Source organism: Ruegeria sp. HKCCD7303, assembly GCF_013111185.1.
GTDB lineage: Bacteria > Pseudomonadota > Alphaproteobacteria > Rhodobacterales > Rhodobacteraceae > Ruegeria.
Window position 1 is genome coordinate 1 of sequence record NZ_WVRE01000013.1, and the last position, 14,874, is coordinate 14,874.

Genomic DNA, 14,874 nt, shown 5'->3' on the forward strand with positions numbered 1-14,874 from the left:
CCCAACCCAGCATCAAGATGGCGCGGTCGCGGCAATCCCGCCGGGACCCCCGACAGGTGGACAGCAACTGCTCGAGCACATCCCGGGTAATCGGGTGCTGCGACTTCGGGGCCTGGGGCCGGGCGGCAGCGCGGCGGGCCTTGGACCGGGCCTGCTTCACCTGAGGCGCGTCAAACGGGCTGGCCAGGTTCTTCATCCGATGGAAAGCAAGCCAGGAGGCGATGCGCCGGTCCAGCGTCGAAGGGGCAGGGCAGGCGAGGGACTTGCGCAGCCCCTGAGCAATCAGCGCTTCTGCGGTTTCGCGTGCCACATCCGTTTCTGGTGCGTCATTCAGATCACGGGCGTGATCGAGAATGAAGGCGAGGGCGGTGGCCTCAGATTCCGGCCAGTCCAGCGTCGCTGCGAACCGCGCGGACTTCCAAGCGGTGACATAAAGCAGATCCCGTTCATATGCCCGCAACGTGTTTTCCGGTGTGCCGCGCACATAGAGATCGGTGAGCGCCTCCTGATCTGTTTCCGAGAGGGCAGGAGCGGCGGCGGGGAGGTATTGGGCAGGGGGCTTCATAAGGGGTAGTCTGCGCACAAATTCGTGGGAAATCAATCACACATAATAAGGGATACTTATCAAGTGTAATTATGATTCAAGAATGTGACAAAAGTAATGATCAAAAATCTAAAATAATGCGAACAAACCGAAGAAAACGTTTAATCCAAAATCAATCTGACGTTCCGCCCAGTTCTTGAAAAACCTGAAAGAGCGCGTGGAGGTAGGAGGGAAATTGCGAGGCGATCCTGAGTGGAAGCCAACCTTACTTTTAAAACGAGAGATGCTTTTGAGGACAGGTCAAACTGCTTCATCTTCAAATGCTGGATGTGGCGTCCTGAACTGGACTGTCACCCGGTCTGCTGATCTTTTGTTGCGGCCCAGCTTTCCTGCGCAGCCGGGTCGATCCGGTTGGTGATGAAGAGAAAGACTGCGCCAACCCCACCGACGGTGAACATGACGGCCTGCCAGACCAGACCTGCGGCGACGATCGCCGCAGCGTCAGCCCCGAACGGGATAAGCATTGATGCCAGTACCCCCTCGCGCAGACCCAGCCCGTTCAGTGTGACTGGTAGAACGGCGATGATCTTGGCCAACGGCCATGCGAACAGCCAGAGTCCAACATCGATGTCAATGCCTGCCGCCTTGCCAAGCCACCAGGACATGAGCACCAGCGCGGTTTGAATGGCGACGGATGACAGAAAGACCACCAAAAGCCGTTTGGGCTGCCGTGAAATGGATGAGAAATGCCCAACAAGCTTTTCTGCGAAAGACCGCCCGGGAAGGCTGGGGAAGATCCGCCAGACCAGATCGACCAGCTTTGACAACATGACGAGGCAAATGAATACCAGCGCCAGCAAAAAGCCTGTCAGCAAAAGCAATTGCAGCTCCCCCGACTGGCCCGACGCATATACGATGCCAATGGCGGAAATGGTCAGCAGGGCGGTCATGTCGATCAGCCGGTCAGCAGCGGCCACACTTACGATTCTGGGGGCGTCTCCGATCGAGTGATATGCCACAGCGGCTCGGACCGCATCACCTCCGATCGCGCCGGGCAGGCAAAGATTGGCGGCTAGGCCCGCAAAATGCGCACGAATGGCTGTCGATACCGGCAACCCGCCATCCAGCAGATACCGCCATTTCAGCGCCGCACCTATATGGGCCATGATGAACAGGCCAACTACAATGAAGAAAGTTAAAAGATGGACAGATCGGAAGGCGGCCAGGATCTGTTCATCGGAAAGCAGCCAGAAAAGCAAGAACAGGGCAACGAAGGATCCTCCGACCCTTAATAGCCAGTTGCGATACTTCGGTGACAACCGCTGCAAACTTACACCCCACCACCCCAATCGATCGTGCCTTCTACTGTGAATTGTATCAATTCACTTTCTTGCTCAGAGGCATCTGGCAGATCGTTTGAACAATTTGAAACGTATCCCGGTAGAATGAGCGTGGGTTGAGCGATTTGTCACCAGCGGCAATCGGGCTTTTTAACAGGCTGTGGCGCTGAAACATCATGAGAATAAGGAAAAACCCGTTAACTCTCTGAAATGCAACCTGTAAATAGGGGGGAAATTGACATGCAATGCGTGCCTTCCAAATCCATGTGCTTGATGCTGGTTTGTAAAATACTCAACACACCGCCCCTTTTTGTTTGATTGTTGCTTTTTGGAAAACAATCATGAAGAGGTTATATTCACGTTTTGCTTTATCTGCGATGGATGGGCTGTTCCTCTCCGACATGTTTCTACCCTAGGCTTAGGTGGCTTAACGCAGGCAAATCCGGTGAAAAGAGGTTGGGATGATCTCTGCAGATCGCTCGACAATCATGTCCTAGCCGTCGAAAATGTCCGTGACAGGATGACATTTCCCAGATGAAATCGACGGCATCCGCTCTTTGTGCCAATGTGCCAGATGAGGGATATTCGAGAGAATTTGGCGGCGGGTTCCGCCTACCCGGAATGTGATTGTTTTTTGCTTGGTGCCCTGAAGTGATTAAGAGTGTGACCGGAGAAGCCCCATGACCCAGCCGTCTGCAGTGCTTGGCCGCAATGATCTGGCAATACTTTTGTTCATCCTTCTCCTTGCCGCAGTCCTCAGAAGCGCGGGGCTGAACGCGCCCTTGTGGTATGATGAGATCCGGACCGTCGATACGCATATCAGCCTGCCGTGGAATGAGATGATGCGCGAATATTCGATGAACCATCATTACTTTTTCAGCATGAAGGCAAAGCTGGTTTCCCAGATCTTCGGAGATCAGGCCTGGGCATATCGGTTTCCAGCCGTTCTGTTTGGTGTTGGTCTTGTCGGGGTGATCTGGTGGCTAGCCAAAGAGGTTGCGGACAGCACGATTGCGCATGTTTCAGCCTTGCTGGTGGCCCTGTCCTATCATCAGGTCTGGTTCTCTCAAAACGCGCGCGGGTATACTGAGCTGGCGTTCTGGAGCACGCTTGGTTTTATTTTCTTTCTGCGGGGGATGCGCCAGCCAGTAACCGGGACCTGGGTCGCCTTCGGCTTTACTGCCGCTGCCGCTGTTTTCACGCATCTGACCGGTGCGTTTTTCTTTGTCGCTCTGGGAATTATCTGGCTGCTTTGTCTGGCGACTGGGTTCGGCCGGGGTACTCTTACTCGGGAATGGGTGTTGCATCCGCTGATGGGTGTTGCGGTTGCGCTGGTTTTGATCCTGCTCGCATATCTGCCGATTTTGCCAAGTATCGCGGGCACAGTGAGCGAGGTTTCGGCAACATCCGCAGTAGATCCCATGCAGGAATATCAGAACCCGCTTTGGGCAATTGTCGAGGGCCTGCGGACTGCGGTTGGAAACACCGGTCTGCTGATGCTGTTCATCGCCGTCGGTGGGCTGGCGGTCATCGTATTTGGTGCAGTTGGGGCGCATGCGACGCAACCGTTGTTTTTCCCGTCCATCGCCATGCATATCGCCGTGACGCTGGCCCTTCTTCTGTCGCTTGAAATGCGGATCTGGCCGAGGTTCTTTTTCGTCGATATCGGCCTCATCCTTATTCTGGCCGTTGTGGGGTGTCGATACGGTGCTGAAGTGGTGGCACGGTGGACCGGTCAGCCCCGGTTCGGACAGCCGCTCTTTGCGCTGGGTGTTCTGGCGATGATTGTGGTGTCCGTGTTTCTGGTGCAGCGAAACTACTCCGCTCCGAAACAAAACCTGGCTGGGGCTTTTGCGCTTGTGGAAGAAACCCGCAGCCCGTCAGAGCGCATATATGCGATCAATCCGGGCGGTCCCCTTTTCGAAAATCACTTCGACGCCGACTGGGGAACCATCGGGGATGTGCAAGACTATTCCGAAGCGATGGCACAGCCAGGTCCCGTCATGCTGGTTGTTCTGTTTCCAAGCCGGATGTTCCGCGCCATTCCTGATCTGAAACGTGATGCTGAAGGGCAATTAGACCGCGTGCACGCGTTTGCCGGAACACTGGGGGACGGGCAGGTTCTTGTCTATCGGCGCAGATAAACTGCAGACGGATTTGCAGCGCGGCTGAGAGATCAGGGTGAATGACTGTCTTGGGGGTCAAGCCCCAGGCTGCTTTCGACAATATAAAGCGGCCTTTTCTGTGCTTCCGCATAAAGTCGCCCAAGATATTCCCCGATGACGCCCAGCACGACAAGCTGCAGGCCGCCGATCAACAATACTGCAACCATCAATGAGGCATAGCCAGGCACATCCACCCCGTAAATAAGGGTGCGTGAGATCAGGAAAATACCGTAGATAATCGCGGCAAATGCAGTCAGCATGCCGATATAGCCTGCAATTCTGAGCGGTACGGTGCTGAAACCTGTAATACCATCCAGTGCAAAGTTCCAAAGGCGCCAATAGTTGAACTTGGTCTGTCCCGCCGCACGCTCGGGACGGTCATATGCAACTTCGGTGTGTCGAAACCCGACCCAGGCAAAAAGTCCTTTCATGAATCTGTTTTGTTCGCGCAGCTTAACGATGGCCCGAACCACACGTTGATCCATAAGGCGGAAATCACCGGTATTGGCCGGAATTGGCACACCAGAAAGACGGTTGATGACCTTGTAGAACCTGATCGCAGACCAGCGCTTCATCGCGGTATCGGTGTCGCGGTGACGCCGGACGGCATAGACGACATCATATCCTTCGCGCCACTTTTCCAGGAAGGTTTCAATCAGCTCGGGTGGATCTTGTAAATCCGCGTCTATGGGAACAACGGCCTGACCCGAGGCAAAATCAAGCCCCGCAGTCAGTGCGACCTCTTTGCCGAAATTGCGCGAAAAGTTCAGCACTTTGATACGCTTGTCGCGCCTATGCGCCTCGGCCAGAAGCCCAGTGGTTGCATCCGTGCTGCCGTCATTGACGCAGATGATTTCGTAGCTTTCGCCGAGATTTTCAAGGAAACCGCCCAGACGGTCGAACAGGAACGGCAGGACATCTTCTTCGTTGAACATCGGCACAATGATACTGAGCGTCGGCGTCTCTGCCTGGGGCAAGGGAGGGCGGGTGTTCACGTTCTGCGACGCCATGACGAAAGCCTTTTCCTGTCTGGTCCGGCACAGATGATCATGGTTTTGCCCCGGGCTCAAAGAGTTCTGCATGGGCCCGCAGTTTTTCGAATTCCAGTGTTTTCTCATAACCACTCAGCGCCTCACGACGCGCATCGGTGATGACGGGCATTTCTTCATAAGGCCATGTAACCAGCCAGACGCGGGCTTCGGGGTTGTTCCGCAAGGCGGCTTCATGGTTTGAAACAATGAAATTTGCTTCGTTGATGTAGTAAAACAGTGGCGTATCGGCCCAATCCCGATTCCTTAGAAAAACCAGATCATCGGGCTGCATTTCAGTCAGCATGGCTTGTGCAATGCCCTGATAGTCAATGGCATCGCTGGGTTTTCTGAGGGCATAGGGAATACTGGAGAAAAAGATAAGCACGCAAAGGCCTGTCAGAGCCAGTCGAAGAAAGGTGTTCCGAAACAGCCAAATTGTGCCGGCGGCGCAGAGGATCAGCAGGTAAGGCACAAAGATCAGAAAAGCCCGCGGAGCCAGAACGGATACCGCATAAGAGGCCATAAACAGGATCAGTGGAGCAACAACAGCAAGCAGCCACAAAAGCAGTGTCCGTTCTTGGGGGTAGTGCAGGGTGTTCGATGGCAGACGGGGGATAAGGGCCCCCCAGAGCCCACCCAGAACGGGAATGAGCAGCGCCAGAAAAGGTAGGATGGACATCGCCATCAAGGCTTCGGTCCTGCGGTGAGCGATCGAGGCCAGCCAGACCATGAAACACGCTGAACACAGGGCGGCGAGACCCAACACCCATGCAGGGATTTTAGGGTCAGGGCTATAGATCGGCGCTTCGCGTTTTGGGGCTTTCAGACTGGCTGCCAGCACCACCAAAGCAAAGGCGAGAAGAAACCAAACCCAAATCGACCCGATCTGTAGCGGCGGAATGGCGAATTCATCCGTTGCAAACAAAAACCCGAAGGAGAAATACTCGATCAGAAAATCCTGAGATGGATCGGCCGCCCCGCCTTTGCGTGCACGGTAAACCGCATGGATCAGGGCCGGTGCGGATAGGATGAAAGCCAGGGCTTGCACCTGAAACAGCCGGGGCGCCTGTCTCAGGCCCACCCGTTGTAGAAGCGGCCCGGATGTCACATCGGGTCGGGGCAGAACCAGTGCTGTCCAGAACAGATGGATCAGGATCAGGGGCCAGAACAATTCGACCGTCAGAACCCCGACCAAGACCGCTGCGATATAGGCAATTTCGATCCAGGGTCGTGGTCTGTGTGTTCTGAGCAGGCGCAACAACAGCCAGGTTGCCAGAAGGGACAGGAAGGTTCCGGCGACATACATGCGGGCCATCTGGCTCCAGAAGATATGAAAGCCGTGAAGCGACAGCAGCAGTGCGGACAGGCAGCCGATGGTCGATCCGAATACACTGCGGGCGATCAGAAAGATCAGCGGGATCGATCCCAGGGCAAACAGAACTCCTGGAACCCGCAACGCGAAATGCGAGGTTCCGAATGTCTTGGTCCAGCCCAGCATGGCCGTATACCACCCCATGGGGTGCGGTTCGTCGTGAAAATGCCACCAGAGCGTTTCGGCAAAGCCATGTCGTGGCGGTGGTTCGGAAATGCCGGGAATAAGATTTATGCCGGGTACGTAGATTTCGGGGTGGGACAAGCTGCGAGGCTCGATCCCCCAAAGCCGCAATATGACGGTAAGTGCAAGGGCGATGCCAAGGGTGCACAGAACGGCCTGAGTGCGGTATTTGCGCTGGATGAAGAGAATATGTTCGTTATCTGATGGCGGCATGGGGCTGAGTTTCTACAACACTACATGTCAGCTGTGGGTGGCAGGCCGAAGATATCCTGTAAAAGCACTTTGGCTTCGGGTCGCAATAAGTGAGCACCCTGCACGCTGAGGTGATCCCCGTTTCGGAAGACCGGTTCATTGTCTTTGAACAAGGGACAGATGTCTGTGTCGCAAAGAGATAAGAAGAATGCTCGATATACCACGTTTGGATGCGTTTCTGCGACCTCTACGAGAAGAGGTTCGTATATTGCCCTTTGGTCTGCGTAGCTTTCGGCATGCATGCCGATCTCTTCATGTTGATCGCGGGCTTGGAACAGCAGTGAGCGCAGGTGGGTTTTCAAATCAAGATCATCACTGCTGGGTACGTCATCCAGCAGAATGAACTGGCGCTTTGGGAAGGCCTCTGCCAGTCTGCCAATCCCTGTAAGTAAAGCTTCGCGGTTTGTTTGCCCGTTCCAGTCGGTTTGCCCTGCATCGAACCAGATGTCACCGCTATGGCGGTAGGTTGCGCCGGTTATCTGATGCTCCCAGAACGCGGTGATGATGACTGTGTCGATCTCAGGCCTGTCTGCAAGAAAGCTCATGAAAGCTTCTGTCTGGGCGGCATATGACGGGTCGCCCTTTTTTTGGATTTGGGGCAGAGGGCGAAACCCGGCCTGGGTATATTGATAACCGCTCAGCCCGACGGATTGCGCGGCGGCAAAGATCGCCGGGCTGAAAGCATCGGCATGGCTATCTCCGACAAGAACAAAACTGGGGGCGACCCCAGGGGTGCCACGCAGGCAGATATCTCCTGCTCTTGCACGCTCTGGTGTGATGAAATGACAGTTACGTTGATCGTGCAGGAACCGGTCTTCCTGCAGAAGTCGTGTAATGTCCGAAGGCATCCGTGCGGGTAGCCCGCCGGTGATAACCAGACCACCGCCAATCCCGGCAATAAGAACAGCGGATACGCTGCCGAAGGTAAAGATCTGCTGCCGGCCGAAGCCCGGGCTTTTCCGGAAAGGGGCTTCGACATAACGCCACGACAAAGTGGCGAGAAGAAAGGACAGAAGGATACATCCTATAAGCTCTGAAAATGTCAGAGGGTCGACCGAGACATAAATAGCGAAGACAAGAACCGGCCAGTGCCACAGGTAGAGCGAATAGGAAATCTTTCCGATGAAGACCATTGGCGGAACGGATAGCAGCCGGGTTGCGACGGTCTTTCTGTAGGCACCGGTTAGAATGAGAATGGCCGTGCCAAGGCACGGTGGTACTGCCGAAAACCCCGGAAAAACGGTTTCCGGACCATAGGTTGCCACCGGCCAGATGATCAAAGCCATGGCCAGCAGAACCAGCCAGAAGGTCAGATTGGGCCGTGTTTCAATGACCTTTCCCCATCCTTGTGCGACGCAGATCGCGGTCATGGCCCCCAGCAGCAATTCCCATGCGCGGGCCTGGGGCAGATAGAAGGCACCAGGGGGGTTGCGTTGAACCATCCAGACCGACACGATCAGCGAAACGGCTGCAGCGGCGACAAGCCAACCCAGAACGGCTGAGGGGCGGAACATTTTGAACAGTAGAGCCAGTATTGGTGGAAACAGAATATAATACTGCTCTTCCACCGCCAGAGACCAAGTATGCAGCATTGGTTTCAGATGCGCGGCTTCGGTGAAATAGTCTGTTTCGAAATAAAAATAGAGGTTTGACAGGAAGATATTCGCGGCAAACATGCTTTTGCCAAAATCGGCCAGATGGTCTGGCAAAAATAGCAAAACGGCAAGCACCGTTGAAGCCAGCATGACTACGAACAGGGCTGGCAGAATACGCCTGACCCGGCGTTCATAGAAGTTCATGATTGAAAAGCGGCCGGTCTGCAGATCCGTCCAGAGAATTGTCGTGATTAGAAAGCCGGAGATGACAAAGAAGATATCGACACCGACAAACCCACCTGGAAAGCCAAGCCCTGTGTGAAACAGCATGACAGAGCAAACGGCAACTGTCCGGAGGCCGTCAATATCCGGGCGATATTTCATCTACGTCCCCCCTTTGAATGCATATCCTGTGTTAGAATGAAATATAATTGCAAATACTTATGTGTGATTGTGTCAGGTTATTATCATGTGCAGAATACGTGCCTGTATACACAAAAATGATATGAATGATGGAAGATGATACTTTTGTCGTTTTAACGGCCGGAATGTCAGGGCGTTGTGTAAATTTTGACAGGACGTTTAGTGTAAGAGTTTTTTGGTAGCGAGTTCCAGGTTCGGATGAAAAGTCTATCCTTCAATACAGTAGCGGGATTGGTGCTTATCGGTCTGGCGTTACTGTTGCCGAGTGGTGCGCTTGTCGCGGTATTGAGAGGCAGCGATGCGGCTGCCGATCCGGCGCTGTTGCAGGGGATATGGGTGTTCAAAGCCGTCCTGATCCTGACCGGAGGCTATCTGCTTTTACTGCGGTTTCTACCGGTTGGTTATCCGCAATCACGGCAACGGCCAGAGCTTGCGCCGGCCAGCCAGACCCAGAGCGTTGTTTTTGGCCTTGTGTTGTTCGTCGCAGCGGGTTTGCGGCTTTATCACCTTGATACCGGTATCTGGTACGACGAAATTCTGACATCCGTGAACTACATGCCGCTAACGATTGGTCAGATTGTCAGTACTTATCACGATGCCAACAACCATGTTTTGTTCTCGGTTCTGGCGCGCCTGTCGTTGTCGGTGTTTGGCGACAGCGTCTGGGCTCTTAGAATCCCGGCGGCGGTTTTTGGTGTTGGCGGCATTGCCGCGATTTACTTTTTTGCCCGCCGCGTCGGGCCAACCCAAGAGGGCCTGTTTGCAGCTGCGCTGATGACAGTCTCTTATCACCACATCTGGTTCAGTCAGAATGCCCGTGGCTACACCGCACTGCTGTTCTTTTCCGTTCTGTCCAGCGCCTGGTTTCTGGACGCTATGCGACAGGGAAGCCCGCGCAAATGGGGGCTGTATTGTCTTGCGGTTGTTCTGGGAGCTTACGCGCATCCAACCATGGGTCTGATGGTGTTGGCGCATTTTGCGATCTGGGTAGCCGCGTTGTTTCAGCAGGATGCGGCGCGCAGACCTTACCGCTGGAACGGGCTGTTTTTTGGTTTCATTCCGGTGGGTCTGCTGACGTTGCTGGCTTATGCGCTGGTTTTGCCCAGCATGGTGGGCGGTGCGCTGTTGAATTCCGGGCTGCAGGGCAAAGAGAATGAGTGGACAAACCCTCTTTGGGCTCTGGCCGAGCTCTTCAGCAGTCTGCAGATCGGTTTTGCAAGCGCTGGTGTTGTATTCGTAGCGGGTCTTATCTTTGCTGTCGGAGTTGTCAGCTTCGCCCGAACGCGCCCGGCTGTTGTGGCGTTGTTTCTGATCCCGGTCGGAGTCGGGCTCATTGCAATGACCAGTATTGGTTACACACTGTTTCCGCGGTTTTTCTTTTTCACCTTCGGGTTTGCCATTCTGATCGTGATCAGGGGCGCTTCCGTCACCGGCCAGTTGGCGGCGCGGCTGATACGATTGTCTGCGCCAGCGGCAAGGTGGTTTCCTGCGGTGCTGTGTGCGGGCATCGTGGCCGTGTCCATACTGTCATTGCGCCATGTCTATTTGCCGAAACAGGACTACGCTGGGGCGATCGCGCTGATCGAGCGCGAAAAGCAAGCCGGTGATACGGTTCTTGCTGTCGGGATCGCGGGATTTCCGTTCAATGCATACTACCATATGGGGTGGGGTGTTATCGAAACGGGTGATGACCTGGATCGCCTTGCGGCGCAGTCCGGCAGAACGTGGCTGGTCTATACCATGCCGGTGCATGCCCGGACCACGTATCCGGATATTCTGACCCGGATCGAACGGGATTATTCTCTCGCCGGTCGGTTCTTCGGGTCTTTGGGTGGGGGCGAGGTTGTTGTCAGCCTTGAAAACTAGGACGGGTCACCTCGCGCAGATAATAATAGTGCGGATTATTTGAAGGATAACGATTGATATGTGTGGAATTTGCGGGATCCTGCGGATTGATCCGGCGACTGAACGTCCCGGAGAGGGGTTGATCACAGCTATGGCAGCGACGCTGGTTCATCGCGGACCAAATGATGATGGTATCTGGCTGGACGAAGATGTTGCGCTGGGTTTCCGCCGCCTTTCGGTGATCGATCTGTCTTATGCCGGACACCAACCGATGACCAATGAAGACGGTTCGGTGGTGATTGTCTTCAATGGTGAGATCTACAATTTTCAGGAACTGAAAGAGAAATACCGCCTCGAAGAGCGTGGCCATGTCTTCAAATCGCGCACCGATACTGAAGTGCTCATTCATCTTTACGAGGAGATTGGCCTGGATATGATCCCGGAGCTTAACGGGATGTACGCCTTTGCGATCTGGGATACCCGCAGCAAGTCACTTCATCTGGCGCGTGACCGTTATGGCATCAAGCCGTTCTTCTATCAGGAAGATGGCGATCATTTCCGGTTCGGTTCCGAGATCAAGGCGATCATCGCCGATGACCGGGTTGCTCGAAAACCGTCGATGCAGGCTTTGCACGATTTTCTGACCTTCAACTATATCCCGGGCACACAGACGGCCTTTGAGGGTATCTCCGAGGTGCCGCCGGGTCATTACATGACCGTCACTGCAGAAGGGGTGATCACTACACAGCGCTATTGGGATCTTCATTTCAGCGTTGATGCCAGCATCACAGAGGAACAGGCGATTTCGCGATCCTACGAATTGATGGACAAAGCCTTGCAGCGCCGTCTGGTCGCGGATGTGCCGATTGGGGTATTTCTGTCAGGCGGGCTCGATTCCAGTACCCTGGTGGCGCTCATGCATAAGCATGTGGATGAGCCCATTCATACATACTCGGTTGGTTTCGAAGCCCAGAGTTTCAACGAATTGCCGTTTGCCCGGATCGTGGCCGAAGCGTTCAATACCAAACACCGCGAGGTGACAGTCACGGCCGACATGGTCCGGGACATGCTGCCGAAATATCTCAGCTTCACCGATGAGCCATATGGCGACGGCTCGGCGATACCCACCTATTTCATAAGTGAGCTGGCCAAGGACGAAGTGGTTGTTGTCCTGTCGGGTGAGGGCGGCGATGAAGCCTTTGCCGGATATGACACCCATGCGGCCTACAACATCTACAAACAGGCCCGGAAAATACCCGCTTTCATTCGGAACGGTGTGATGAAGCCGCTGGTGAACTGCCTGCCCGTTTCAGATAAAAAGCTCAGCTTTGAATTCAAAGCCAAAAGATTTCTCGGCGGGCTGGACTTGCCGCCGGAAGAGGCACATCTGTGGTGGCGAACCGTGCTGGGCGAAGCCGAGAAGTTCGACCTTTATGCGGATGGGATGGCCGAACCTGGTTCGCTGCAGCCTTCGGTGCGGCATTTTCAAGTGGCTTATGAGCATTGCGGAGCGGACGAGACCCTGTCGCGGCTGATGTATATCGATTCAACCGTCTTTCTGCCTGATGACCTGATGATCAAGAATGATCGCATGACCATGGCGCATTCTCTGGAAGCCCGGGTGCCCTTTACCGACCCGGAGCTGACCGGGTTTCTGGCCACAGTGCCGTCGGATCTGAAGATGAAGAACCGGCGCAAGAAACACCTCATGCGGCGGGCAATGGAAAATGCCCTGCCCGACAGCATTCTCAACAAAAAGAAGGTCGGGCTTGAAATGCCCTATTCCAGCTGGCTCAAGGCTGAGCTGAAGGACCTGATGATGCGCTATCTTGGGCCCGAGAATATTCGGCGCACAGGTCTGTTTCGTGTTCAGGCGGTACAGACACTGATTGACGATCACGTGACCGGAAAACGGGACAATGGTCGCCCGCTCTGGGGGCTTTTAAACTACATGATGTGGTACGAGCTTTATATCGATGCCTAGTCCGGTTTGCGGAACACCCAGAGCGTTGAAATCACATAGCTGGTAATAAATGAGGCGCCGATCGCAACCAAGAGGATAAACCAGAAAGGCAGGGCGGTCACATATCCCAGCCCTGCCACTACTGCGAGACGGCTCACCAAAGATGACAGGACCGCCAGAAGGTACTTCCCATATCCTAGGAACGAGATTGTGCTTTTGTCGGTGTGTTCATAGCTAAAGACATTATGTCCGCAGTAATTGACTGCCGATCCCAGGATAAAGCCGCAGGTCGAGGCAAGGACATAAGGTGCGGAAAAGACTAGGGCGAGCAGCACTGCCAGCAGGTAATCCGCAGTCGTCCCGACAACGCTGATACTCAGAAATCTGAAAAAGAGGCGCTTGTCTTTGAGATTTGAGATCATGGATTTGGCGGCTCGTGCTAATCATTGGCGGAGGAGAGAGGGTAAAATCGGCTGAGGTTCAACGGGGTTTGATGGGCAAAACAGGGACAGCGCGACCGCTGGGTTCCTGTCGGATACGGCCTATCGTCGGGTTGGATAGCCTTTTACCAATGATGAGCCAGCATTGAGGCGTTCGATCTGGCTGCCCGGTCGCACACCATATTCGTGAAACCCGTTTGCGGCCCCGGTCGCATAATAAATGAATTCCCGGTCATAATATCCCTGCGCTGAAGGGGACTGATCCTGAACAATAGCGTTATTGAGGACAACCCAGTCGCGCTGGTTGTCGAACCCCTTGATGCCGCTGACGACGTTCTGTTCGATGACGACATGTCGTGAGGACGCAATGTTGATACGCGGAATAGTGATGCCTCCGTCTTTGCTGCGCCGCACCCGAATGATTGAGTTTTTGCGGATCGACAGGTTGTCGATACCGTCCACCGAGATGCCGTGAACATGCGCATTATAGATGACGTTGTTTTCGATCAGGACATTCTGGTGGCGCAATTGGGGGTCGTTCATGTTCTTGCCACTGCTGCCAATGAATATGGTCTGGGTGTAATCCCCGCGACCGATATCGAAGACATTGTCGCGGATGACGATGTCAGAGCTGCGCAGGCCGGAACTGCGCATGATCTGAATCATGTCCCGGTGATCGCGGTTCGGGACGCCCCGGAAGTTGTGGAGGCGATTACCTTCGACCAAAAGGCCTGCGATGCCGCCAAATCCCATACCGTCTGACCGGATGTCGTATATTTCATTGCCTCTCAATGTAATGTCGGTGCCGTGGCCGCCGGTCACAGCTTTCCACCACTTCCTGAAAGTGTTGTTCAGAATATTGACCGAAGAGCTGCCCTTGAAGCGCAGACCGCGCCCGTGCCCGACGCCGGAATTGTGGTCCCCGTCGAAAACCGAGTTGGCGATCGTTATCCTGTGGCTGTCTTTGATGCTGAACGGGTTGATCGAATCCTTGTCCCCCGGAGAGTATACGTAGTCGAAGGCCAGCCCATCGAGTGTGACATTGCCAGCTTTGTTCAGGCGCAACTCGGTGAAGCAGGCGGGCGATCCCGGAGTGGCCGACCGGATCGTGACAGGTTTGGGAAAAGATTTTTTGATTTTCAAAGAGCCGTAATTGCCGCCGTCCAAAACGAGTGTTTCACCGCCCTTCGCTTTTTGGATTGCAGCAGACAGTTCTGAAGGGGTGCGGATGTTCTGGCCGTTGGCTGCTTTGGCCACATTTGTTGTGATCTTTGGGTTCGTACAGGCCGAGGCCGCGGACAGCGATGCAGGGAGCGACAGAAGACTCAAGCAGGCGCAAGCCAGTACTCCGATAGAGGTGTATATGTGTCGCCGCATCAGAAGGGACCCGCTTTAATCGCTACTACTATGCGAAAAGAAGGCTAGGGGTGCGGATGAGTCGTGTCCACAGCCGTGTATGAGCAGTGTTTGGGGTGTTTTGGCGGGCAAATTGCACCGGGTGACGTAAGGGTACCGGGCAATTCACCGCCGACGCCAGTTGGTGATACGCGAGTACACGCCTGAAAAAAGGCATTTCTGTGACCATTGTTGCGACAAGAGAATCAATTCGTAAAACCTGATGTTACCGCCAAGGGAAGGGGAACAATTCCCGGTATCGAGTATTCGAGTTCACTCGGAAATGACAGCAATTGGGCAATATTGTCCCAATACAGGCAACAGTT

The 14,874-nt window shown here is 54.5% G+C and carries 9 protein-coding genes and 1 pseudogene; 3 read left to right on the forward strand and 7 right to left on the reverse strand.

What is annotated here, in order from left to right; all coding sequences use genetic code 11:
* Positions 1-565, reverse strand: a pseudogene (locus GS630_RS21155) (integrase); the annotation flags it as partial.
* A gap of 329 nt (positions 566-894) precedes the next feature.
* The gene (locus GS630_RS21160) at positions 895-1,872 is read right to left on the reverse strand and encodes a lysylphosphatidylglycerol synthase transmembrane domain-containing protein (RefSeq protein ID WP_171712231.1); all 978 of its coding nucleotides are present in this window, start codon (positions 1,870-1,872) and stop codon (positions 895-897) included.
* Positions 1,873-2,564: 692 nt separating this feature from the next.
* Between GS630_RS21160 and GS630_RS21165 the strand changes: the two genes are divergently transcribed.
* On the forward strand, positions 2,565-4,028 hold the full coding sequence (locus GS630_RS21165; RefSeq protein ID WP_171621484.1) for a glycosyltransferase family 39 protein: 1,464 nt from the start codon (positions 2,565-2,567) through the stop codon (positions 4,026-4,028).
* A gap of 32 nt (positions 4,029-4,060) precedes the next feature.
* Here the strand turns inward: GS630_RS21165 and GS630_RS21170 are convergent, their stop codons facing one another.
* Genes GS630_RS21170 through GS630_RS21180 form a run of 3 tightly spaced genes read right to left on the reverse strand, consistent with a single transcriptional unit; the run spans position 4,061 to position 8,866 of the window.
* Positions 4,061-5,059, reverse strand: coding sequence for a glycosyltransferase family 2 protein (locus tag GS630_RS21170; RefSeq protein WP_171621483.1), 999 nt, complete (start codon positions 5,057-5,059; stop codon positions 4,061-4,063).
* Positions 5,060-5,096: 37 nt separating this feature from the next.
* Positions 5,097-6,848, reverse strand: coding sequence for a glycosyltransferase family 39 protein (locus GS630_RS21175; RefSeq protein WP_171621482.1), 1,752 nt, complete (start codon positions 6,846-6,848; stop codon positions 5,097-5,099).
* A gap of 20 nt (positions 6,849-6,868) precedes the next feature.
* Positions 6,869-8,866 (reverse strand): acyltransferase family protein, encoded by a 1,998-nt coding sequence (locus GS630_RS21180; protein WP_171621481.1) that lies wholly within the window; start codon positions 8,864-8,866, stop codon positions 6,869-6,871.
* Between the two features lie 237 nt (positions 8,867-9,103).
* Between GS630_RS21180 and GS630_RS21185 the strand changes: the two genes are divergently transcribed.
* Both GS630_RS21185 and asnB read left to right on the forward strand, forming a co-directional pair.
* Positions 9,104-10,771 carry a glycosyltransferase family 39 protein gene (locus GS630_RS21185; protein ID WP_171621480.1) on the forward strand — a complete coding sequence of 556 codons (1,668 nt, stop codon included), beginning with the start codon at positions 9,104-9,106 and terminating at the stop codon, positions 10,769-10,771.
* Between the two features lie 58 nt (positions 10,772-10,829).
* Positions 10,830-12,734 (forward strand): asparagine synthase (glutamine-hydrolyzing), encoded by a 1,905-nt coding sequence (gene asnB / locus GS630_RS21190; protein WP_171621479.1) that lies wholly within the window; start codon positions 10,830-10,832, stop codon positions 12,732-12,734.
* Here the strand turns inward: asnB and GS630_RS21195 are convergent.
* Positions 12,731-13,135 (reverse strand): GtrA family protein, encoded by a 405-nt coding sequence (locus tag GS630_RS21195; protein ID WP_171621478.1) that lies wholly within the window; start codon positions 13,133-13,135, stop codon positions 12,731-12,733. The two genes, asnB and GS630_RS21195, sit on opposite strands and share 4 nt — an antisense overlap.
* 120 nt (positions 13,136-13,255) lie before the next feature.
* Complete coding sequence (locus GS630_RS21200) at positions 13,256-14,530, reverse strand: right-handed parallel beta-helix repeat-containing protein (RefSeq protein WP_171621477.1); 1,275 nt, start codon at positions 14,528-14,530, stop codon at positions 13,256-13,258.
* Between the last annotated feature and the right edge of the window lie 344 nt (positions 14,531-14,874).

Bases quoted from the DNA above. Each gene is read 5' to 3' on its own strand.
- GS630_RS21170 (WP_171621483.1), bottom strand. From the start codon at position 5,059: ATGGCGTCGCAGAACGTGAACACCCGCCCTCCCTTGCCCCAGGCAGAG.
- GS630_RS21165 (WP_171621484.1), top strand. From the start codon at position 2,565: ATGACCCAGCCGTCTGCAGTGCTTGGCCGCAATGATCTGGCAATACTT.
- GS630_RS21180 (WP_171621481.1), bottom strand. From the start codon at position 8,866: ATGAAATATCGCCCGGATATTGACGGCCTCCGGACAGTTGCCGTTTGC.
- asnB (WP_171621479.1), top strand. From the start codon at position 10,830: ATGTGTGGAATTTGCGGGATCCTGCGGATTGATCCGGCGACTGAACGT.
- GS630_RS21195 (WP_171621478.1), bottom strand. From the start codon at position 13,135: ATGATCTCAAATCTCAAAGACAAGCGCCTCTTTTTCAGATTTCTGAGT.
- GS630_RS21185 (WP_171621480.1), top strand. From the start codon at position 9,104: ATGAAAAGTCTATCCTTCAATACAGTAGCGGGATTGGTGCTTATCGGT.
- GS630_RS21200 (WP_171621477.1), bottom strand. From the start codon at position 14,530: ATGCGGCGACACATATACACCTCTATCGGAGTACTGGCTTGCGCCTGC.
- GS630_RS21175 (WP_171621482.1), bottom strand. From the start codon at position 6,848: ATGCCGCCATCAGATAACGAACATATTCTCTTCATCCAGCGCAAATAC.